Here is a 23,196-nt window from a genome sequence, read left to right as displayed (position 1 = left end):
CATAAATAACAGAGCCCGAGCTCTCGCCTTGGGCTATAAGTGTATAGTATAAGGAGGGTGGATATACCCATGAAGTGGAAGACGATCTTCGCGGTAGCACTTGTACTGCTAATGGTCATACCAGTAGTACCGGCAGTAACAACTAGGGCAGCCGCGACAGGAGGAGTAGAAGTAATCCCGACAGCAGTATCCCCCGGCTCACCGGTCCCCTTCTTTGTCAACCTGACATACTTGAGGAACACGCTGGGATGGGTCGGTAGCCAAGTATCACTCTACTGGAGCAACAATGGCTACGCAACAATAGACCCCAACAACGACGTCGTTGCAGTCAGTGGCGTCTACGTTGCCGGTATGGATTACGTAGCAGGAACGCTCCTAGCTCCCTCCGGGGCGAATCTCAGCAAGCTAATAGGGAACAACACCTCTGGCTACCTATTCCTGAAGGTGACAGACGGTAGCAACGTTGCTGTATCCGCCAGATTCATGATAGTCGCAAACCCCGAAGACTACATTACAGTAAACACTCATAAACTAGCATATACGCCTGGCGCGCTGGGTACAACGAACGTTTTCGAGTTCGACGCGAACCTGACGGGGATAAATGCGCAGCTCACAGCAGCCGAGCAAATCAACTTTAACAGCAGCAACACCAGTACCGTAAAGGTAATATTCACATCCACAAAGAACCCGAGCTTCAACTTCACCGCATTCCAGGTTGATGTGGCCAACAACGCTAACACTACCACGCCTACCAGCGACATATTCAACATAACCCAGTTCGCCGCTACAACCAACAACACCAGTGGCGAGACCCAGGTCTTCTTCAATGGAATCCTAAAGGACTTCCCGCTAAACAGTACTGTGGGGCTATATTACACCAACGAGCTAATGGGTATCAACCAGATAAACTATGCAGAGTTCACCGTAACATTCCAGGTGGTAGGAAACAATTCTATCCCGCTAAACGGCACCATTAAACTAATAATCAACAATAATGTAGTCAATAACCCTGTAACAAACTACAGCCTAGACGATGTCAAGGTATCCCTGAAATACCCGGACGAGATAGAGATCTACCCCAGCGTGGAATACACCGGGTTCACCGATAACACCACGCTAAACACCCCCACAGGAGAGGTCAACCCGAACGACCGGGTCACGCTAGAACTACACAACTTCCCAGCAAACAGCAACATAACCACGATCACAATGTACCTCTACGACGCCAACGCCCATGCATACACCAGCTTCCTCCCATTCAACATAAACGGAGCCATACAAACTGACGCGAGTGGATGGGCGAACGTAACACTCCTACTACCCGAGCACCCATATGGCGGGCTCAGCTATGTATTTGTGGCAACCGTAGATGATGCTGGCAGCGATGTAATAGGCCTGCCATCAGCCAACGTAACTGTAATGCCGTATATCGAGGCCTTCGCGGCCACAGACAACGGGACTTTCAGGGCCACGCTAGCAGGCCCCACGGCGCCCGGAGACTACATACTCGTAAAAGGCCACGGATTCCTCAAGGAACAAGTAACCCTAACAGCGAACCTAGCCACGAACCTAACACAGGTACTATTCAACCTGCAGGTGCTAGCATCCTATGGTACCTCCAACCCAGAGATAAACGTCCTCAGCAATGGAACCTTCCTGGCAATAGCTAAGATACCTGCAGACGTCTGGACCAACAACACCTTCAAGATAGTAGCGAACGGGGCCACCCCAAGCGACGAGGGGACACACCTAGGCACCTTCGAGTTCGTCCTTGGCGACAACGCAGATGGGGTCCAGAAGGTATACGTCAACCCAACACCAGTCATAGTTAACGCAAACAATGGTTACATAGAGCTAGGACTTAGCCCGGCATACCCGTACCCAGCCGTCTGGGAAATGGAGGAGTACAGAGTATTCACTGTAGAAGTAATAGGATTAGATCCGACCAACTTCAGTACTGTATCCATCAACCTGACCGATGGCACCCACACGGTAGAGATAGAGTCGAATGTAACCCCGGTATACGGCTACCTACTCTTCACGAACGTCCACGTGCCAGAGACGCCGATGGGCGACTATAACGTGGTCGTCTATAACGTGACTGATCCAAGCATCACTGAGACAACACCATTCCCAGAAGTGAACGTGACCCATACCACCGCGCTACAAGACCCGCTCTCAGGAATGTGGGTGAAGACAGTCTTCATCCCCGGACCAATGGACGTCAACATATCCGGCTATGGATGGCCAGACAATGTACCGATGGAGTGGGACATCAACGAGTTAGCAATACTAGGATACGTCAACCTCACCATACAGACGCTCGACCTATCCGGCCAGGTATACACAGATGCGAATGGAAGCTTCATCGGAGTACTAAGGACAAGCATATACCTCTACAACCAGCCCAACGGAATCTACCACATAACGGTGCACCCTGAGAACAGCAACCTAAGTGACATAGTGGCCATCAACCTAGGCCAGCCGCCTGCCTTACTAGTCAAGGTAGACACCGGTAAGACGAAGCTAGTCGGAGATACACTGGATGTTTGGGTACTAGTCAGGTTCAGCAACGGAGCACTGGCCAACGATTCCCAGGTCCCCGATGTAAGAGTATTCGTGTTCATGTACACCAGCTCTGGCACTACTGTGAGCCTAAACGGACCCACCGGTGAACAGGCAGAGTACACTGGCATACCCGGACTATGGCACTACACCTTCCAGCTCAACGACACAGTGAAGGGCAAGGACCTCGCAGTATTCGTAAACGCTACCGGGCACTTTGCCTCATTCCTGCCACTCACAACCGCAAACGACCTAGCAGTAGTCACAGTATCCGGAGTACTAGACGACAAGCTGAACAACATATCCAACGGAATCGCACAGATCAACGAGACAGTAAATGAAATCTACATGAAGGTTGAGGAAATATCAAACAAGATCGCCCAGCTAAATGACACCATAACGGAGCTCAAGACCACCCTAGTAGAGGTTAACGCGACCCTATCAGGGCAGCTAGCCGAACTAGAGCAGATGATAACAGAGATATCCGCCAACCTAACCAGCATGCTCGACCAGGTTAACGAGACCCTAACCTACATAATCACTGCTATGATGGAGAACATGGAGAACCTAACCAGCCAGCTAGACGAGCTCAGCATGACCCTAGAGGCTATAAACAGTAACCTAACCAGCATGCTAGTCGACCTCGAGAACTACATAACTGCAATGAATAGCAACATCACCGGCAGCCTTAACGACATCAACGCATCTCTAGGCAACGTACAGAGCGACCTACAGGACATCTCAGCGAACATCCAGCACCTACAATCAGCTCTAGCCTCACTAAGGGACAGCATTAGCAGCAAGCTAGACAGTATAAACGCGACCATAGTCAACACTGGCAACGACCTCTCTGGTAAGCTAGACAACCTAAGCAACAAGGTAGATAAGGTCGACAGTGACGTAGGAGCGGTATCAACCAAGGTAGACGCAGTACAGACAACGCTCGGCCAGATCAACAAGAAGCTAGACGACATACAGAATTCAATCGACACAGTACACAATAACATGACGAAGGCTAAGGGAGACATCTTAAACGCCATTAACGATCTAGGCTCGAACACAAGGAGCGACATTAACCAAGTAGGTGATTCAGTCAAGAACTTCGGCATTGCCAGCGTCGTACTACTAATAATAGTGCTAATAATAGCCGCATACGGAGCATTCTCCAGGAAGGGCTAGCCAAAGTAGAAAATAAAATAACTACCCAAAACCCTTTCTTATTTTTACTAATATAGTATTCTCCCACCCATACCCATACTAGGTTCATTTATAAATCTATCAACAGCCAACTTTTCTTGGGGGCGGGGAAGAAAATAATTGGTAGTCAGCGTGGAAATCTCTGGAGTCTTGGAAGAGAAGTTAAGAAGACTAGTAGAATTAGGGATATATGCGAGCGTATCAGAAGCTGTAAGAGACGCAATCAGGAATATGCTCGAGTCCCTGGATTTGAGAAAGATCGCTTTAAACCTATACCTGGAGAAGGGCTCATCACTACACTATGCATGCCACTTCTCCGATACACCCTGCCCCGCCTTTATAGACTATCTCCTTCTACAGGGATATACACCGGGGCTAGGCTTTCTAGATCCCCCACCAAACGTAGATGAAAACGCTAGCTACGTTCTTGACTATAGCTCCGCCTACGTAATATACACGTCAACATTAAGCGGTGTAATAGACCAGATTGTGACGCTTGAACTGCAGGTACCCAGTATAATGCGGAATTACTACAATCTACTCAGGGTCCGCGCTGTTAGGGTGAATTCGAAGCCATCCAGAGCCCTCCCCCTAGTAGAGGTAAGACTGAGGAATCCTCCACAATCCCTCCTCGTTACGAGCCATGAATATTCTATCATAAAGTATGCTGAAGAGACGGGTAGCGTCCTTGTAACAGATGATATATACATCCAAAACTTTGCCCGAGAGAGGAAAATAATGATAATCCCGTCTATAAGCCTCCTAGTCTACGCATTCCGCAAGGGAGTGATTAATGAAATACAGTATCGGGAAACATTAATGTCCCTGGATAGTATTCCATACACTTACCACGCTTCTCTATACGATCTACTAAGGTGATTGAAATGGAGCTGACAGATACAATATATGTTATCGACGCGAGCCTAAGCATGAGGAAGGCTCATGCAGACTTCCGCCCCAACAAGCTATTAGCAATAGTAAATCTGGTATCAAAGGCCGCCGCTAGGAAGATACAGGAGTTAAAGGGCAGGGTAGGCCTTGTCGCCTTCTACGGTATCGCTTTCCCAATACTCCCACCCACAGATCGCCTGGAAGCCGTAATGAGATCCCTCTCACTCATTACTAGGACGGACGAGGGATCCGCTATTGGAGACGCAATAATCGAGGCTGCTAAGCTTCTGAGGGGATCGCATAGGAGGAAGGAGATCATAGTTCTAACAGACGGAGACCTAAACATGGGAGCCCCACTCGAGTTAGCCGTAGCCTTCGCCCATAATACGGGATGCTGGACATGCATCATTACAATGGGACAGAAGGATAGGATTAAGATCGCTCAGGAGCTTAACTTGCTAGCTAAAACTGGTATGATAGAGTGGCGCCATGTAGAGGATATGAAAGGAGCACTAGCAACACTCTTTCAATGCAGTGGGGTGCAACCATGAGTTGAACGTGGGAGTCGGGCTCCTCCTCGACTATACAAGGAGTATTAAGAAGGAGGCTAGGTTAGAATTTCTAAACTATTTCCTGAACAAGGAATACACGAGTTTTATAATACTGTACGGCAACAGGGCTTACCCGTTGTGCGAATTAAATTGCTACGATCTAGCTATGAGAGATTACTCGTTAACATCAGCACTTGAAGGGCCCCCGGAGCCCTACAGGGCTGTGAAGGAGGCTGTCGAAGTGGTCAATGCGTACGGTCTTAGAGATCAGAAAATATTACTAGTGTGGAGCGCTTCCAGGAAGCCTCTTGTAGATATAAGATTGGCATTCAACTATGCAGAGTATAACTCGCTACAACTATACATGGTAGTAATGCACCCCCACTCCGCCTCATGGCTGACTAGGATTCTTAGCTCGATTGATGAGGAGAAGATAATAAAAGTCACGAGGAAATTAAGCATAGATAGGATTATCAGGAAGATAGCTGCCCACTAGCATATACACATACCCCTTAAACTCTTCGGAGAATAACTATATACACGGGTGTAGTAGGTTTTGGGCAGGCTAAGATTCGGCCCGGCGGGAAAGCCACTCTCATTCAAGGGGAAAATGGAGAAAGTACCAGAATTCCTAGAGGCCATCGGCCTCGACGCTCTAGAATATGAGGCGGTAAGAGGGGTTAGGATAAGCGAGGAGAAAGCCAGACTTCTAGGAGAAGAAGCCAAGAGGCACGGGGTAGTGCTGAGTATACACGCTCCCTACTTCATAAATCTCGCGAGCCCAGACCCCAGCGTTGTTGAGAGGAGCATTAAGAGGATCGTAGACTCTATGGTAGCTGCGGAATGGATGCAAGCCTACGCAGTAGTAGTTCACACAGGCTACTATAAAGGACACAAGTCGAAAGAAGATGCAGTAAGGCAGGCTATTGAAGGATACCGTAAAGCCATTGAGATGCTCCCAGACTGGGTGAAGACGCCAGAGGTATCCCCCGAGGTAATGGGGAGGACTACAGCGATAGGAGACATAGATGAAGTGATACAGATATGCACTGAGGTTGAAAGATGCAGGCCCACAATAGACTGGGCCCACCTTTACGCTAGATACCAGGGAGAGAGAGTGAAAACGGTCGACGACGTGATTCAGGTCGTGGAAGAGTTCGAGAAAAACCTAGGCAAGCACGCGGTAGACCCTCTCCACACACACTTCTCGAAGATAGAATATGGGAAGGGCGGCGAGAAGGAGCACCACACGCTAAGCGAGGAAGAATACGGGCCAGAGTGGAGCATCGTCTGCCAAGCCTACCTTGAAACCGGGATCAACGCAGTCATCATAAGCGAGAGCCCAATACTCGAAAAGGATGCACTCCTAATGAAGAAGATCTGCATGGAAAAGAGGAAATAAAAACCCGCTCTGTACTAATCGAGTCGGTGAAGACTAGTATGGGGAAAATTAAGAAGCTCGTACTTGACACGGCAGAGTTCCACCCACTACACAAGGCGTGGATGAAGCTCGCGGAGAAACTCGCCCAGGAGTTAGGGGTGGAGCTAGAGGTTAAGAAGGAGGACTACGTATACGCAATAGAGCACGGATTAACGAACAATCTCGGAATGGCAGCCCTCCCACAGCTCTTCGCCGAGCTAGAGGACGGAACAGTCAAACTAGTATTAGGAACCTATCCCTTCGACCCAGCGACAACGAAGCCAGACGAGGAGATGGCGTACCAGGAGGCTAAAAAGAACATAGAGAGGATCGTGAGCGATCCTTGACACTGGAACTCAAAAACCTCCTAGAAGACTCCAAGATTATTTACATTACTATCTCCCCTACAGCTAGGACCGACGGTTTCATCCCCGAGAAGGGCTATGCGGGGAGAACAGGGAGGATAGACGAGGTTGCAAGAGACCTCCTAAGCATATGGAACCCAGACTCCCTCCTAATAGCAGTCCTTTTGGGCCCGCCGAGCCCGCCAAAAACAATCTTCTATAAGAGGTCATGGTGTAAGCTCTCATCGGAGAGGCAGGCCGTTGGAGAGCTGCGCAGAGTCCTCCAGGGGAGGAGCAGTTGTCTCAGGGTAGCAAGACTATTCCCGGAGGAGATCGTTCCAATACTCTGGAAGGCTGGATATAAGCTTGTATTATTAACTGAGGAGGGCGACCGCCGGAGACTACCGGTAAGAGAGAGGATAGCGTTCCTCCTCGGGTCACACGTTGATATCCCCCGGGAAATACTGGCTAGGCTCGAGAAGTACGTTGAAATTAAAGCGAATATAGGACCCCATAGTTACCAGACGAGCCAAGTTATCGCGTACCTGGAGTGGGAGGTTCAGAGATGCAGGAGCATGGTCTAGGCGGGTGGATGCTGGCGGAAATGCTAATATCAGCACTGGTAGCGGCAGGGCTAAATATGGTCCTCACAAGGGTCTGGATACGCTTGACGGGTAAGGCAAGCATATTCCTAGTGCCAGACAAGAACAAGCCCGGCTACCCTAGAGCCTCCGCCGCGGGTGGAACATTTACCATGGCCTCTGTAGCCCTAGGCATCCTCACCTTCGAGATCCTGCGGATCTACATACATGGCGATGAATTCTACAAGCCCGAAATAATGGCCCTATCACTCATGGCGGTACTCTCAACCCTCCTTGGCTTCGTCGACGACGTTTTGAGCCTGCTAAGCTATAGCCGAGAGTCCGCGGTAGAGGGTCTAAGCCCCGCATCAAGAGTACTCCTAATGGCGCCCATATCCCTCCCCCTAGTTGCGATAAAAGCTGGCTATAGTAGGCTCGACATCCCCCTAGTGGGGGTAGTGGATCTGGGCCTGGCCTATCCCCTGATAGCAGTACCCCTAGGCGTGATTGGAGCCTCCAACGCATTCAACATGCTTGCAGGCTACAACGGGCTAGAGGCTGGAATGGGGGTTCTCTTACTCGTATCCGCTCTAATAGTCGGGGTTGTTAAGGGGCTGAACCTCGTCATTCTAGCCTCGATCGTAGGGGTAGCTGCGATTCTCGGCTTCCTCTACTTCAACTGGTATCCCGCCAAGACCTTTCCAGGGAATTCATTCACCTATGGCGTTGGAGCCTACTTTGCTGGAGTGGTTATACTAGGGAACTTCGAGAAGTACGGGGTAACAGTCTTCCTCCCATACTTCCTCGAGTTCGCCCTATACCTAAGAGCGAAGATAGACGGCGTGAAGAAGGTCAACTTCGCGAAGGTATGTGGGGATGGGAGCCTAGCCCCTCCCAGCGAGAAATCCTACAGTGTAACCCATCTAACCCTAAAACTACTGGTATGGCTTAAGAGGGCGAGAGGATGCCCCACGAAGGTCAAGGAGAGCGAAGTTGTCCTCGTGATCCTACTCTTCGAGGCCCTCATAATCATAGCGGCCTCACTAATCCTCCTATAGGATGGCCTGGTCTAGTATCCAGGCTGGAAAGGCTACATCCTTCAATACTCTCAGGAGCCTCGACAAGTCCTCGACTGGCGGCTCCTCTAGGAACTCGTAGCTTGTAACGGTGGCCTTGACGAGCTCCGGATCTAAGCCTATGAGCTTGGCATAGGATTCAATGAATACACTGTCCTGGAGCCTCCTCCTAGCCTCCTCGACAGCCTCCGAGAAGAGCTTAGCTATAACCTCCTGTTCGCCCCGGAGGCTAGCGTTCCCACCGAGGAGGCAGCAGAAGGGTAGGTTGCAGGGCTCTATCCTCAATCCCCTCCTTTCAGCCAGGTAGAGGTAGGGCTGCCAAACAACTCCCATGGCGACCTTGCCCTGGAGGACGCTCTCCACGATGTCCCATCCCCTCCTATAGTATAATCGTGGAGGGGGGAGCCTCTTGATCTCAGCGCATACCTCCATGGTGGAGGCCATTGTTGTGGCGTGGCCGACCCCGTTCTCCCCCATTACTATCCCAGCCCCTCCACTGCTGCCGCCGGCGAAGATGTATGAGAGGCCACCGCTCACCCTGTGGACTATGAGATGGGAGATGGCTGGAGCCATGCCGAGGTGCACCTTCCCCAGAGCGATATCATAGGCTAGCTCGAATGCTTCATCATAGACTAGGATCTCGACCTCGTTAAACCTCTCCCTAAGCCTCTTGGCGAAGGGGATTATGTAGGGGTATTCTGAGGCGCGGAGTATGCCTATTCGGATGAGCTTCTTATACGTCTTCTCTGCAGGGTGGGCTATGAGGGTCCCTCCCCTCTTCTCTAGCCTAAGCGCATTCTCAGCCTCCAGCTGGCGCAGGGTCTTCCAAACCCAGCTGCGCGAGTATCCTGTTATCCTAGCCAGCTCGGATGCGCTTAGGGAGCCGTGGCTTAGTATTAGGGAGAGTATCCTTATCTCCGATGTTTTCTTCTTAGGCAACTCACATCACGCCTATTATAATGATCCGGGATTGAAAAATATATAGCCTGGTATAGGAAACAATTGTTTCCTAACGGTGGAGGGGGATGAAGCTCGAAGCCCTAGTGGCAGTCGTAATGGTACTGCTCATGTACCTACCATACGCCTTCAAGGGGGCCCTGGAAGGACTAGCCCTATACACCTACTGGAGCCTAGTAGCGCTCGCCACGCTAGTCTACGCATGGATTGAGACGGGGAGGTGGAGTAGGAGTGAGTGAAGTACTAGTAGCCGCGGCCGTGCTAGGATTATACCTAGTCCTAGGGACCCTACTAGCACTATGGAGTAGGAGGAGTCTCAGGGGAGGACTGGAAGACTTTTTCACCGGTATGGGGCGGCTCGGAGGCTTCCTCTCAGCAATGACATACGCAGCAACAACCTACAGTGGATTCATGATCGTGGGTCTCGTAGGCTTCGCCTACTATACTGGCATAGGGTCCCTCGGCTTCGAGCTCGCATACTTCGTAGCCACCCTAACGCTACTAGTCCTCTTCGCTAGAAAAGTGAGAAGGATGGCCGGGGAAAGAGGCTGGATAACGCCAAGCCAGATGCTGGGAGACCTACTAGGAGGGAAAGCTGTAGCAGTAACGGCCGCGGTAATATACCTGGTAGCACTCATACCATACGCTGCTAGCCAGCTTAAGAGTATCGGAGAGAGCATTGCAGGCATGGTTGGAGGCTACTACGCCTGGGGAGTCGTAATAGGCCTGCTCATCATAATAGTATGGAGTATGATAGCAGGGATATGGAGCGTTGCAGTAACAGACGCCCTACAGGGGCTCTGGATGATATTCTCAGCCCTAATCCTGTTAGGCTACATCCTATTGATCTGGAACAGTAATGCAGGAGACCTATCCAGCGCCTGGAGCCTGCTAGAAGACAAGGGGCTCACAGGGCTAAACGGCTTCTGGAAGCTCAACACCTTCCTAGCATTCACCCTACCATGGATCTTCTTCGCAGTCACAAACCCGCAGGTAGTGCAGAGGCTCTACATGCCCCGGGACGAGAAGAGCCTAGCATCCATGATAAGATGGTTCGGCGTCTTCGGACTCCTCTACACCATCATAGTCACGCTTGTAGGACTATACGCCAGGGCCTCTGTCGAGGCGGGATACCTAAACATCACACCCAGCGGAAAGGACCAGGTCACACCACTCATACTCTCAACAATGAACCCTGTGCTCGCAGGGATAATCTTCACCAGCATAGTTGCTGCGAGCGCCTCCACAGCAGACAGCATACTATTAACACTGGCAAGTGTGGCAGCGGTAGACCTGGTCGAGGGCGACGAGGCTAGGAAAAAGAGGGCGGCATGGGCGGCCGTGATCGTGGTAGGAGTACTCATGGCTGCAGTAGCACTCTCCAGGGTGAGCTACATAGTTCAGCTCAGCGTGCTCTCAAGCCTAATCCTCCTAAGCCTGGCACCAGCAACGATAGCGGCGTGGGCCGGTAGAGTAGAGGGTGAGGGATGGGCCCTCTCCTCAATACTATCAGGGCCCATAATTGTGGCAGTAGTAACGGTAGTAGAGGGCAGCCCCCTAGCGGCATTCTCAGCCCACCCCCTAGGAGTACCAATAGCGGCGTGGATACTCATAATATCAACACTACTAGTATTACCCGCCGTGAGAAAATAACAAGGGGCAGCCGGTGTCACTGCAGTGGATGAGGTGCTGGTGAGGGTCCCCCTTAGAGTAACAGCCAACAGGGTCAAGAAGGCTGGGGGACCCTACGCGAGGATAAAAGGCCACTACTACATCCTCCTAGCCCTCCGCGTAGCAGGCTTCTCCTACAGGTGGGAGCCGCACCTGGTAATAGATAGGACCGGGACCCTGGGAGAGGAGGGGATAGTGTCAGTTGCTGGCCCAGTAGTACTCTTAGAGTACAACGGGTACGATACAGTAATGGAGCTGGCAAGGGGGCATGGGATAACAACACTATACCTCCCAAAATGGGGGTTCCCAGCGATACTCCTATTCCACGTAGAGGAGCTGGGCGAGGACGACCTAGCGCTGCTCGACATGGCAGGACTCTCGAAGGCGAAAAGCCTCCTCAAAGAGTTGAAGAATCAACTCAAAATCGAGGAGTCATAAGAGAGACCCTTCAGTCTATACCATCACCTTATTAGGCGTATGCAGGCCTAGCAAGGATGGAGGCGATTATGGATGCCGATGATTTATTCCCCAAGATCAACCAGGTCATCTTCGATCAAGATAAAGGATAAGGACAGCATGAAGAGGCTGATAAAGATCTACGCGAACTCCGAGAACATTAGAGACGAGGCTAAAGCTGCAACCCTCCTCATATACGAGGGCTACCGGGCCTGGGTAACAGGTAATCGCGGGAGGAGCATAGAGTACCAGCTGGCAAAATACTATACGATGACCAGCGAATTGCTGGAAGCGTTAAGGGTGATAGTGGACGGGATCCAGCGCATAGCCAGCTCGATGGATGAGAGCATAGAAGCCAGGGCAGACCTAGAAAAGTACGCCAGGTACGGCCGGGAGATCCTAGACCAGGCAATCGTAGAGATGGGAATGGAGAAGGAACAGTTGCAATAAAGGGTAAACATGAAAAACCACTGGGAAGACTATAGATATAATGGGAATGATGATGGCTGGATTGCCGGATCACCGTGAAGAGGATCGCCCGCCTGACCGCTACGCCCTCATAATAGGAGGGTCGAGGGGCATAGGGGCAGAGACCGCGAGGCTATTCGCCTGCAACCGCTACAATGTAGCGATAACCTACAATAAGAGCAGGGAGAGAGCACTGGAGACCCTGGAGAAAGTAAGGGAGTGCAACCCCCACGGAAGCCATCATGCATTCAAGGTAGACGTTAGACTCTATGGTGATGTAGAGGAGCTGGCCCGGAGGATAGAGGGGGAGTACCCCTACCTCAACGTCCTAGTATACTCCGCTGGAATACTCCAGCTGGGAGGCATAGAGGAGCTTGAGCCTAGAGAGTGGCGCGAGGTCATAGACACAAATCTAACCGGAGCCTACTACGCAACCAAAGCGCTACTATCCAGCCTCAGGAGGGCTCCATGGGCCTCAATAGTATACGTCTCAAGCATAGCCGGGGAGTCGGGTAACGTGGTTGCAGGCCCAGCGTACGCGGCGAGCAAGGCCGGATTGATAGGCCTAGCTAAGAGGCTGGCAGTAGAACTGGCAGGGTACGGGATAAGAGTAAACACTGTGGCCCCAAGCTTCGTGGAAACAGACATGACCAGGCAATTCCTAGACACCCCCGAGAAGAGGGAGAAGGTCAGAAACCTGCACCCACTCCGCATAATACTCCAGCCAAGAGACGTGGCGAACGCAATACTATTCCTGGCAGACCCAGTCTGGTCGCGGGGGATAACAGGCCACACACTATCAATAAACGCGGGCCGGAGAACATAGCCGGGAAGGAATCCTCCACAGTAACCCTAAAAACCCAAACCACCATAATACAAGGTAGAATACATGGGACACCACTGTAGGGGGCCGCCGTAGCTCAGCGGGCAGACCCCCTGCGCGGGGCCCAAAGCGCCGGCCTTGTAAGCCGGTGGTCGCGGGTTCGAATCCCGCCGGCGGCTCCACACCCCCAAAACACGTCGAAACACTACTCAAGATTCCCTTATTCACAATGACTCCCAGAACACCATAAGATGTACCACACAATATATGGGCTAACGTCTGAATCCGAGGCTAGATGTACTCATGGTTTTTGGTATAGTAGAGTCCTGTAACCCGATGAAACGATAGAGGTGCATGATATAGACATGGTTTAATGGATAGGAGATAAGGGGGTATTGTATAATACCATATGGGAATACTGGCTGAAAGGATAGCTCCTAGTAGGATTAGTAGGTATCAGCCAAGCAAATACGCCTCAAAGCATAGTCAAGCTGAAGAGTACTAAAAGATAAACGGGATGGGTTAGCTCGGTCTCATGAGCATGCTGGACCACTATGCCTGGTTTTAAGATATTATTCTAAAATCTATTTTGTTCTTCTTAACCTAGGCTAACATCAATGACGAACTCGCACCCGGCCTGTTAGGCTAATACAGTAGTAGTTGAATACGCTTATGGCATCTTAGACATTCCAGCTTCCCTACCTCATAGAATCTAAAACTCCAAGGGTCCCTTGAGAACTTGAACTTTGAAGGATCGGCCTCATAGCCAAATATGGTACTTAACCATAGGGGATCACCTACTCGTATAGGGTAGTTGGAGTAATTCTACCGATCTCTTCCATAGCCTTGTTAGGATATACATTTTGGCGAGCTCTCCTAGCGATATGAATAGGCACTTGCGTCTAATAGAGTTGAAGGCTGGGTTCCGAATGCTTCTCTCATACTCTCTCCGCATCCCCTCTCCCGAAACTATGAATAGCTTTGCCTCGAGCCCTCGTATTGCAGAGAGCCTTAGTAGGGCATCACGCATGCTACCACCAATAACAACCTCGAATGCATAGAATCTACGCGCCTCATCAGAGTACCAGACTACATCAATCCGGCTCAGGGGCTTCAAAATAATTTGGCCAGCGAGTTCACCTAGATCCTCCTTGCTCATGTTTGCAATGTTTTTAAGTTTTCTACCACTGCACTCCCTCGAGGGGTCGGCTGTATAGACCTTAAAATCCAGGTCTCTACCAATACTCATCAACATGTATTCCGCGCAAGTATGCGTGATGTGGAAGCGATCCTCTGGGACATCTAAAAGCCGGCTTATAGAAACCATCAATTCATCGATTATTCCCAGCTCCGTTTCCGGCGGAAGCTCCCCAGCCCTCCTCCTAATCTCTCTAACCACATGTTCATCAATATAATGCAGGCCCCTTATTATCCATCCAGCAATAGGCAGTTTGCTTGTCGGAGTCTTTACATCAGTTAGCTCCTTCTTTAGAACCTCCTTCTTGTATTTTTTGAACTCGTCGAATAATATAATCCATCTCCTTTCATTCGGCTTAAGTTTTTGGGGGTTATCTATTAGCCCCTGGCTTGCAAGCCTATTATATTCCTGCGGGTCTACTTCCTTTACCTCCCTTACCGTGAATTCTCCGCAGAAGGCGGAAGGCTTACTTGATGTGGGCCTGGTCATTACGATGCAGATGGAGCCGGGGGCTAGGGCACGTATTCCTTGCCGCCGCCTATATTTAAAGTCGTATATCTTAATGCTCCCTGAAGCTGCTGCTTCACACCATTCCCTGTCCGCGATAACTATAGCGTGTTTAGCCATGGCTCACAGCCCTCCTAACAATTACCCTACCCTCTTCGAAGACCCATTCAATTCTATCACCCTCGTTGATTTCTAGAAGCTTCCTAACTTCTCGTGGGACAGTTGTCCTATAATACTTGCCGATTCGGGTTACGGCTAGGACTGGCATGAACCCTATATCACCCTATATGGTTTAAGGTATTGAGTAATATAAAAAATATAATCTCACTTACCATCGCGAGCTCTTCAAGACTCCTCGTACGGTGAAGCATTACTGGGGTTTTAGGGTCAAGGGCGACTGTCTTGAAAGCGTTATTAGTGGATACTCCAAGGTGTCCTATAGAAGCCTCCTAGCCATACTAACAGGTTTCCCCAGGGATCCTGTTGATCCGATTTGTGCGAGGGACCCTTATTGTTAAATCGGGGAAGGCGTGACGGTCCCTGAATAACCTAGTGTAGGCTTGGAGGGCCCCTCTAGTAGCCTATAACCCAGCACTCGCGACACCTGTGATTAAGGGTTCTGAGCCTGTAATATGCCTCTTAGTTGATAACCTAATGAGGGTCCCTCCTCCAATAATAGGGCCCTACGCAGCCCGCATCATTGTTTAAGCTAGCTCGATAAGGGTTAACCAGGGTCCCTCCCGTGATTTTACACTTGGCTTGCATTATATGAAGCGTATGGATAGCACTTTCCAATGCTATACTTCATGACACAATGGTTGTATATCAAAGTATAACAAAAGGTGAATCAAGCTCTTCCAGCACAATAACTTTCCCGGAAATATTGGATATTTGCATCACAAGCCTTCTCTTTATGGTGTGCCTGACACCACCTAATACAGCTGTATTCATCCTCTCCAATATTCGCCTTATCTCTTCCTCTTTGTACACCCCATCCACATAGAAAATCTCAACCATTTCACTACCCCCTCTGATTATTTGGATGTGTCTCTTAGTGATGCATATTAGAAGTAATACCGTTGATGAGACATGAACGTGGCTGGACCTCTTAATTGAATTGTCCTTCAATAGTTTTGACCCATTCATGAGACTTAATTTTGCTGATTAACTCTTGAATTTGTTCATCATTCAACAGCTCTTCATAAACCTCCTTTATCGTATTCAGGTTTTGTTCCTCAAGTTCTTTTAACTCCTTTTCCTCATCTTCACTTAGATTACCTTCAAGTTGCTTCTTCCAATACAACTCACTCCATCTATCATAGTTTATTGGCTTAAGATGTCTTGAAACGAGCTCTAGCAAATATTCTTTAGCCTGTGGATAAAGCCCATCTTCGTGGAATTTCTCTTTAAAGTAGAGTTCGTAAATGAGAAACTTTATTATTGAATAATCCAAGGTATTCCTGCCTTTGTAGAGGCTTAATAAGGCGTACTCTACTAATGTGTAGAACAAATCTTGGATTTTCTTGCCACCTCTTATTATGTCTTCATAGTTGAGAATGTAGTCAATTTCTTCTTTTGTAAGTCCGTATAACTTTCCAATAACAATATCACATAAATCTATAACTGGCTTCACATTGGAAGTCTCAAAGCGGTTATGCTCTTCATCAAAATTGTAAAAGAGGAAATCCATTAATAATGAGGAAAGAAAAGAGAAAAATTTGGTAAGAGGCAAGATCTTCTCTTTTTGTGGTATTGGGAAAGCTTTCATTATATCCGTATTCATGTGTCTTCCATCACCATAAATCCTGAACCACAAATAATATGTAGAGCTATTTATCAAGATAAGCAGAAAGTCTTTAAAAATAGGATCTACTTTAATTGCTTTAATTTCTGTACTTTGATATGGCATCCTATCCCAAGCATTATACCAGTAATTTCCACTAGTTCTTATCCAAATTCTTTCATTAGAATCTTCTAAAATCAGATCATTAAGGGAATATTTATTTTCAATTAATTTCTCTAGAATGTGCAAAGTGATTTCGTCGCCTATTTTAGGCAATCGGTGTTTATCTGTAAATGAAACTCCTATTTTGTTGCCCAATAAATAATCATTAGCATACTGAAACTCTATCTTTTCAAGTTCAGGCATTTCCCTAAACATTCTGGATGTATAAAATTTGCAGTTCGAGCCTGGAGTTTTCTTCTTGCATAGCATTATTGAAACAGATTGGGTCATATTATCAAAAAACCTGCATTTGTCCCTGTCAAAAGTTGAAATAAAACATTCCCTGTAGTTTTTATAAATCTTTTCCCTCGTCCCCCACAGATCTTTACTGAAAGTAATTGCATAGGTAATAATAAAAGACAGGTATCCTTTATCCTTGTTTAAAGGCATTACTCTTTCTACAAACACAGATGCAATTTCTCTAGTGTATGAAGAATAAACTCGAGATATTTCTTTTTCATCATCACTTAAAATATTCCCATATGGCGGATTCCCCACAACAACATCGAATCCCCCTTTCTCCAAAAACACTTCGCTGAACTCCATTATCCAGTGGAAATAACCGATCTTCTCTTTTAGATCATTCACATCGATCTTGATTCCATGTCTTCTAAGATGTTTCACAAATTCCTCGTTCAATTTCTCATTGAACCTATCTGTAATCTCATCAATTAACCTCTTAAGTTCAACAGCGTAATCTGTGTTCAAGGATACGAGTAGAATCTTTATTAGATCGCTCCTCAGCCTCAAGACTTTTTCTAAAATTTTTCCAGTTAGCTTTTTATTAAATTCCTTATGGACTTCAACTAGGAGAGGATAAGCGTTTGTACCAATTACATTGTCCATTTTCTTAATATAGTCTTCGAGCTTCTTACTGAGTTTGATTTTTAGGGGTTCTCCATACTTATTAGTGAAGAACTCCTCTAACGTTACTTGTCTCCGTCCCTTCTCAAATATTTTTGTATCGGCAAAGCCTATCAGGGAGTTCCCAACCCTTAAATTGAAGTGGACATTCGGGAATCTAACGTATACTCCTTTCTCTGCATCGAAATGCTTTGCTAGGCTCAGGAATAGTCTTGCCCTTGCAACTTTTATAGCACTCGGTAGAATGTCGACCCCGTATATGTTCCTTGAGATTATGATGTGGAACTTGAGCTTGAGTTTTCTCTCATCCTCATCCTCGATTGCTAACAGCGGTTCACTAATTATCTCTCCTTTTTCGTTAGCAGTCGTGATAACAAAGTTCCCAAGGGAGAAGCCAAGTTTCCTCGCCCGCTCTCGTATTTTCTCGTAGATTTCTACAAGGACGTTAATCGCTGTCTCGAGGAAATGACCGCTCCCGCTCGCTGGGTCAAGGATTTTTATATTCTGTAATTCGTTAAACAAGAACTTGTAATGCTCCTCGACTGTATCCTCCTCGAAGAACTCGTCTAGGCTTTTATACTTTGTACCGAATTCTTCATTTATTCTATCGGTTAGATATGGCTTGATGGTGTTGTCGCAAATATACTTTGTTATGGGTTCCGGAGTATAGTATGCACCCTTCTCTTTTCTCTCCTCAGCCGTCATTAGCTTCTCGAAAATTGCCCCCAACACGTACTCATCAATGTTTCCTTCCGTCCAATCCCGGCTCTCGAATAAGTTAAGAATTGGAACGTCAAATGATTTTATCTTTTTAGGATTCACCTTCTTTAAAAGGTCTGTCTTTCCTTCAATGTAGAATACTTTGTCTGGAATCTCCACTTCCTCTAGGGGTCCATTAAGGAATGGTGCTGGACCGGTAACTACAATCCTGTCGAATCTATCATCCCTATAATAGATTCCATCGTTGGGTTCATCCATCATAACTGTGAAGAGGCTTCTTAGGAAGTCGTAGTAGCTTTTGAATCCAAGCCTTTTATACTCCCTGAACTTGTTTACTAGGTAGTTGGGGTCATTGTTGAGGAATCCCCGCTTCTGAAGATACCAGATTATCAATAACTGCATTAGCAGGTTATCTGCGAATTCCTCCTTTTTATTATCATCATGTATACCCTTGATGTTATTGAGCAGGTTCTCCCTAGCCTTAATATAGAGCTTGTAGAATTCCTCTATAATGTCGCTTCTATCGAACAGTTCCTCCCAGTGCTGCCAATTTCCAACATCCTTCAGAAGCTTCCTTAGTTTCTTTTTAAAGGCTGGTGTAATTTTATCGATAGATTTCCTCAAGACAGCAACTTTTGACTCCAGCCCTTTTATGACCCTTCTCAAGAACACCACTTGATTGCCAACAAATAAGATGCCGTATTCTCTCCTTTCACCTTCTACAACGCCCGCGTCATTCTCGATTTCCTTCTTTAGCCTGCTTACATCCTCCTTGTAGTTTTGACCCTTTCTCACCACCAAGATATTGTATATCTCAAGCTCCTTGTCTTCGAAAACAATAAACTCTCCTTCTCTTACTTCCTTGTACCTCTTTCTCAAATATTTGATAAGATTATCATAGTCTAAATAGTCTAACAATTCATTAATATTCAATACCACCACCCCACCAATTTTCCGTTTAGTTGTTTTTCAATATCACCAACCTTGAAGTAATCATAAATGATGTCGACTAGCCCAGCTGGGTCTGTTACATCATAATTGTTATTCTTAACTCTGATTACTCCAGTCTTTATAAGATGTTCTTTGAGCTCTCTTCTCTCTTGAGAATTGAGTTCAAACCACGCTAAGTATGTTAGCACTTTCCTTAACTTGTTCTTATCTATTGTCTGGATGAATTGTTTTTGTCTTGAGAGCTGATAGAGATAGTTATATATTTTCTTAATTAGACCGGTCTGAGTTATTTTGCCCCTATGCTTTGGTAATATATCCTCTTCGAATTTTTTCTTTACTTCGGAAGTCAATTCAGCTATCTTTGCTAAATCTATACTATCGCTCTGTGCTTCCGTATGGTTCCATAATTTAATGAACTCCCTACAAGTGGACTCAGTAAGCTTGCCATTTTCGTAAACTACAACCTTTTTCCCAATTTTTCTGTCGCCCCGATAAATTTCGAACATTGAAACTACTTTACCTCCATTAATTAGTGTATAAACAGGCTTCCTAGATGATGCTAACGGTAGGATATCCTCAAAGTCTTGCCTCTTTAATCCTAACTTATTCTGCACGAAGTCCAACAATTCAAATTCGGCCAAAACTTCCTCTGGGATGCCACCCTTAATTAACTTTGAGTCTTCACTAGCAGAGACTTCTTCTAATTCACTAATGCTTAGTTCAGCCAACCCCTTTAATTTTTCTCCAAATGTTTCGATAGAAATTTCTTCCTCATCCGCACTAAGAATATAGAACTCCTTTCCAACTAATAAGGTAATATCCTTAATCTTTTCTTGCAACTTAGCAAGTATACCCAAAGAGATTTCAATCTCTTGAACAGGAACGAAATTCTTAACAAATATGTCCTTTTCATTTCCTATTCTATTAACCCTACCGACTCTCTGAACTATTCTCATAGGGTTCCAAGGTAAATCGTAGTTTACGACACCATCAGCATCTTGCAGGTTAACCCCTTCACTCAGGGAATCAGTTGATACGAGGATCATCAGTTCTCCCAATTTATCAACCTCCCTCCAACCATCGTTAGCTCTTGGAGCAAACCTCTTTATCATTCTCTCCTTTTCTTCGACATCTAGATCTCCGGTTACTAGTCCAATCTTTAGAGAACCTCTTTTAGTATCGAAGAGGTATGTTAAGGTTGATTTCTGATCTCTTATCCAATTCTCGAGGTTGCGGTAAATATATTCCGCTGTATCTTTGTATTGTGTAAATATGATGTACTTCTTACCAACAAATTCTGTATACATCAAATGCTTTAATTTTTCGAGCTTAGGATCTTTGTAAACATAAATTGGGTATGTATCATTTTCATCACGGATTTCGACTAGCTTGATTTTTTCTAATTCATCTTTTATCTTTTCCAATATCTCCTTATCCCTCTGAAGATCTTCAACCATTAGGTTAATGCCTCTCCTTAGAGCTTTGAGTAATTCTGGTCTTTTCTTAAGCATTTCAAAGAGTTCTTTCTCATCTCTAGGTTCAGGTAACGGTAACATTCCTGTTCCAAGACCTTTTGAAATGAAATTAACTAGCATCTTGAGTTTTGGATTGTATTGATACTCGGTAGAGAGGTCTTCTTCATCGGTTAATTTTCTGACAACATCTTCCTTTTCAGCAATAGCTATAAACTGATTTCCAACTTCCTCCAATTCTTTTATAAATTCATCCAAGGACAGTTTATCGATTCTCTTACTAAAATCCTTTAGGACATTGTAGAACTTCATATTCTTGTCATGTACTTTATCTAACGTCTTTTCGAAGGCAAATATACTGCTTTCAAGCCTTTTCGACAACAACAGCTTGAGAATAGTGTCAATTGGAACGGCTATACTCTCCTCCTCAGCATCCCCCGGCCTTTCTGCAAATGACGAAGAACTTGAATTACCTATGACAACAAAACCACTCGTATAAAGCTTGGTGTATGCAAATTCCAAATCCTCAAGAAGTTTGCTTACCTTTTTTAAGAACTTCCAGTATTCCTTGTATTTGGTTATATCATCATATAAAACCTTTTCAGGTTTAGGTTCTTTGAATGTAAGTTCCTTATCTCCAACTTTGATTTTACCATCCTTTCCAAACGTTTCTTTGATATATTTTCTCGTTCTAAGAACCATGATATTGTCCAAGACTTTTTCTTTGATCTCCTGTGCCTTGAGACGTAGTTCGGATTCATATTTTGGATTTTCTTTCCACTTCTTCTTTAAATCAGTAAAGTCTTGGAATAGCTGGGTTATATTAACCCCCTCAGCCTTGAATGTTGAAAACAAGTCATCTGAGAATAATTTGATCAAGTTATAAATGTCCCATATAGTATTGTTAAGTGGGGTGGCTGTAAGAAGGATGAACTTATTTTGGAAGGAATTGGGATTGTCTGGATCTTTGAATCTTAACATTCTTGCGTTCTTCCACCTATTGGTCTGGCGATTTCTGTACTTGTGAGCCTCATCGATAAGGATCAGGTCATAATCATAGTTTAAGTTCATATCCACGATGTCTTTCTCACTATACCCACTGAAGATCCCAAGGGACATTAGGGCAACTTCGCCAAGCTTTATTGCTCCATTATCCGTCCTTTTGTAGATTTCATATACTTTGAATCTCTCAGTAGGTGTTGGTTTTTGCTTGGCGTAGATCTGGCCACTAAAGAAATAACCACTATTAAATAATAAGTATTCCCATTGTGGAATTAAGGAAGGTGGCAAGATCAGCAGGGCCTTCCGATCCTTGCTAATTCCAACCCTATTCGGATCCCAATCGGGAAGCTTTCCAATAATATATTCTTCAACAATTGATGCCCCAATAAAGCTCTTGCCAAGACCTACCGAATCTGCAACTATGACACCATTATGTTTGTTTATTATATTTATGGCATTGATAACTCCAATTAGCTGAAATTCTGCTAAAATGTCTTTCTTCTCAATAGGTTCAACTCTGCCATCAAACCACTTCCACACAAGCACTTTGAATAACTGTCTTGGGGTAACAAATTTTCCAATCTCTATCTTTCTTTCTTTGGCAATTTCAAGTATTCTTAGAAGTTCTCCTCTAAAATCTTCACTCTCTGCCCAAAGTTCATCAAACCATTTGTTCAGATCAATTATGGCATCTCTGTCTGTTAATAGGACATTCAACTCCTTGTTCTTTGTCAATCCTTTTGCTGTGAAGTTCGAGGACCCGACGATGGCAACCCCGGGAGATTCTCCAGAATTATTAAACAATTCCTCGGGTCTCTTTAAGAACAGATATAATTTTGAGTGTAGCTTTGATTTATTATAAACTCTTATATCAATCTTGCCTTGCCTTATTAATTCGTGTAGTTCCCTTACTTTAGATAGATCCTTTATATCCGATAAATCTTCCAACATTCTCAGCTTAGGGTCATAACCCCTTACAAGCTCATTGCTCGTGGCCTCTGTGGTCTCGTCACCCATGACAATTTTAAGGAATCCCTCTTTTGCATTTTCCGGAAAATTATTTTTAACCAAGTTCCAACCACTTATAAAGAAATAACCTATTGCGAATTTGGCTTCCTTGCTATCTTTAATATGTTCACTAATATATTCAGCGACTTTTTTATTTTTATTATCTATAATCTTAACCATAGGTACCACCGTTGAGTATAGATTTATCATTTTTCCTTTCATGAATTCCTTAAACATCTTACATTTTGTGTCTCTTCTGGATCATAGGGTAAATAAACTTTTGTTTGAGCATCCTAGTACCATTATATTGAGTTCAGGTTTAAAGATTTTGCCCTTTCTATTCATACTGTTAGGATAACTAGGGCATCACCTCCTGAAGCCGTTCAGTAGCGTCATCAGGTATAATATGGTTTCAGCTCTCATATTACTCCTTCTTTTCTCTTGGCACTCTCTTTTTAGATATAATTCA

At 46.0% G+C, this 23,196-nt stretch carries 19 protein-coding genes and 1 tRNA gene; 14 read left to right on the top strand and 6 right to left on the bottom strand.

The window, feature by feature from the left end:
- Positions 1-69 precede the first annotated feature (69 nt).
- The 8 genes from ACZ47H_RS01475 to ACZ47H_RS01440 all read left to right on the top strand — a co-directional run bounded on the left by ACZ47H_RS01475 (position 70) and on the right by ACZ47H_RS01440 (position 8,607).
- A complete protein-coding gene (locus ACZ47H_RS01475) occupies positions 70-3,744 on the top strand; it encodes a hypothetical protein (protein ID WP_464933454.1) in 3,675 nt (1,224 codons plus the stop codon).
- A 138-nt stretch (positions 3,745-3,882) separates the two neighbouring features.
- Entirely contained in the window at positions 3,883-4,641 is a 759-nt protein-coding gene (locus ACZ47H_RS01470; protein ID WP_464933453.1) for a ribbon-helix-helix domain-containing protein, read from the top strand.
- Positions 4,642-4,646: 5 nt separating this feature from the next.
- Entirely contained in the window at positions 4,647-5,204 is a 558-nt protein-coding gene (locus tag ACZ47H_RS01465) for a vWA domain-containing protein (protein ID WP_464933452.1), read from the top strand.
- Position 5,205: 1 nt separating this feature from the next.
- Positions 5,206-5,700: a hypothetical protein gene (locus ACZ47H_RS01460; protein WP_464933451.1), complete on the top strand. Its 495-nt coding sequence runs from the start codon at positions 5,206-5,208 to the stop codon at positions 5,698-5,700.
- A 60-nt stretch (positions 5,701-5,760) separates the two neighbouring features.
- The gene (locus tag ACZ47H_RS01455; RefSeq protein ID WP_464933450.1) at positions 5,761-6,606 is read left to right on the top strand and encodes a deoxyribonuclease IV; all 846 of its coding nucleotides are present in this window, start codon (positions 5,761-5,763) and stop codon (positions 6,604-6,606) included.
- Positions 6,607-6,644: 38 nt separating this feature from the next.
- Entirely contained in the window at positions 6,645-6,971 is a 327-nt protein-coding gene (locus tag ACZ47H_RS01450; protein WP_464933449.1) for a hypothetical protein, read from the top strand.
- Entirely contained in the window at positions 6,968-7,552 is a 585-nt protein-coding gene (locus ACZ47H_RS01445; protein ID WP_464933448.1) for an RNA methyltransferase, read from the top strand. Before ACZ47H_RS01450 ends, ACZ47H_RS01445 begins: the two co-directional genes overlap by 4 nt.
- Positions 7,534-8,607, top strand: coding sequence for an MraY family glycosyltransferase (locus tag ACZ47H_RS01440; protein ID WP_464933447.1), 1,074 nt, complete (start codon positions 7,534-7,536; stop codon positions 8,605-8,607). Before ACZ47H_RS01445 ends, ACZ47H_RS01440 begins: the two co-directional genes overlap by 19 nt.
- On the opposite strand, the gene ACZ47H_RS01435 is transcribed toward ACZ47H_RS01440, so the two are convergent.
- Entirely contained in the window at positions 8,602-9,564 is a 963-nt protein-coding gene (locus ACZ47H_RS01435) for a winged helix-turn-helix transcriptional regulator (RefSeq protein ID WP_464933446.1), read from the bottom strand. The two genes, ACZ47H_RS01440 and ACZ47H_RS01435, sit on opposite strands and share 6 nt — an antisense overlap.
- A gap of 86 nt (positions 9,565-9,650) precedes the next feature.
- On the opposite strand from ACZ47H_RS01435, the gene ACZ47H_RS01430 reads away from it, so the two are divergent.
- From ACZ47H_RS01430 to ACZ47H_RS01405, 6 genes are all read left to right on the top strand, one after another.
- On the top strand, positions 9,651-9,821 hold the full coding sequence (locus ACZ47H_RS01430; RefSeq protein WP_464933445.1) for a hypothetical protein: 171 nt from the start codon (positions 9,651-9,653) through the stop codon (positions 9,819-9,821).
- Positions 9,814-11,235 carry a sodium:solute symporter family protein gene (locus ACZ47H_RS01425; protein ID WP_464933444.1) on the top strand — a complete coding sequence of 474 codons (1,422 nt, stop codon included), beginning with the start codon at positions 9,814-9,816 and terminating at the stop codon, positions 11,233-11,235. The genes ACZ47H_RS01430 and ACZ47H_RS01425 overlap by 8 nt, the downstream gene beginning before the upstream one ends.
- 24 nt (positions 11,236-11,259) lie before the next feature.
- Positions 11,260-11,691, top strand: a complete 432-nt coding sequence (locus tag ACZ47H_RS01420) for a hypothetical protein (protein ID WP_464933443.1) — start codon at positions 11,260-11,262, stop codon at positions 11,689-11,691.
- 72 nt (positions 11,692-11,763) lie between these two features.
- Entirely contained in the window at positions 11,764-12,159 is a 396-nt protein-coding gene (locus tag ACZ47H_RS01415; RefSeq protein WP_464933442.1) for a hypothetical protein, read from the top strand.
- A gap of 61 nt (positions 12,160-12,220) precedes the next feature.
- Entirely contained in the window at positions 12,221-13,003 is a 783-nt protein-coding gene (locus ACZ47H_RS01410) for an SDR family NAD(P)-dependent oxidoreductase (RefSeq protein WP_464933441.1), read from the top strand.
- An 83-nt stretch (positions 13,004-13,086) separates the two neighbouring features.
- Positions 13,087-13,182: transfer RNA gene (locus tag ACZ47H_RS01405), tRNA-Thr, on the top strand.
- Positions 13,183-13,793: 611 nt separating this feature from the next.
- Here ACZ47H_RS01405 and ACZ47H_RS01400 read toward each other — a convergent pair.
- From ACZ47H_RS01400 to ACZ47H_RS01380, 5 genes are all read right to left on the bottom strand, one after another.
- Positions 13,794-14,825, bottom strand: coding sequence for a hypothetical protein (locus tag ACZ47H_RS01400; RefSeq protein ID WP_464933440.1), 1,032 nt, complete (start codon positions 14,823-14,825; stop codon positions 13,794-13,796).
- Positions 14,818-14,973, bottom strand: coding sequence for an AbrB/MazE/SpoVT family DNA-binding domain-containing protein (locus tag ACZ47H_RS01395; RefSeq protein WP_464933439.1), 156 nt, complete (start codon positions 14,971-14,973; stop codon positions 14,818-14,820). Before ACZ47H_RS01395 ends, ACZ47H_RS01400 begins: the two co-directional genes overlap by 8 nt.
- Before the next feature lie 557 nt (positions 14,974-15,530).
- Positions 15,531-15,722 (bottom strand): hypothetical protein, encoded by a 192-nt coding sequence (locus ACZ47H_RS01390; protein ID WP_464933438.1) that lies wholly within the window; start codon positions 15,720-15,722, stop codon positions 15,531-15,533.
- Positions 15,723-15,813: 91 nt separating this feature from the next.
- Positions 15,814-19,227 (bottom strand): Eco57I restriction-modification methylase domain-containing protein, encoded by a 3,414-nt coding sequence (locus ACZ47H_RS01385; protein ID WP_464933437.1) that lies wholly within the window; start codon positions 19,225-19,227, stop codon positions 15,814-15,816.
- Positions 19,224-22,907 (bottom strand): helicase-related protein, encoded by a 3,684-nt coding sequence (locus ACZ47H_RS01380; protein ID WP_464933436.1) that lies wholly within the window; start codon positions 22,905-22,907, stop codon positions 19,224-19,226. The genes ACZ47H_RS01385 and ACZ47H_RS01380 overlap by 4 nt, the downstream gene beginning before the upstream one ends.
- Positions 22,908-23,196: the final 289 nt, after the last annotated feature.

The organism is Thermodiscus maritimus (genome assembly GCF_055382595.1).
The sequence above is the reverse complement of the archived record's forward strand: the minus strand, read 5'-3'. Positions and strand labels throughout refer to the sequence as shown.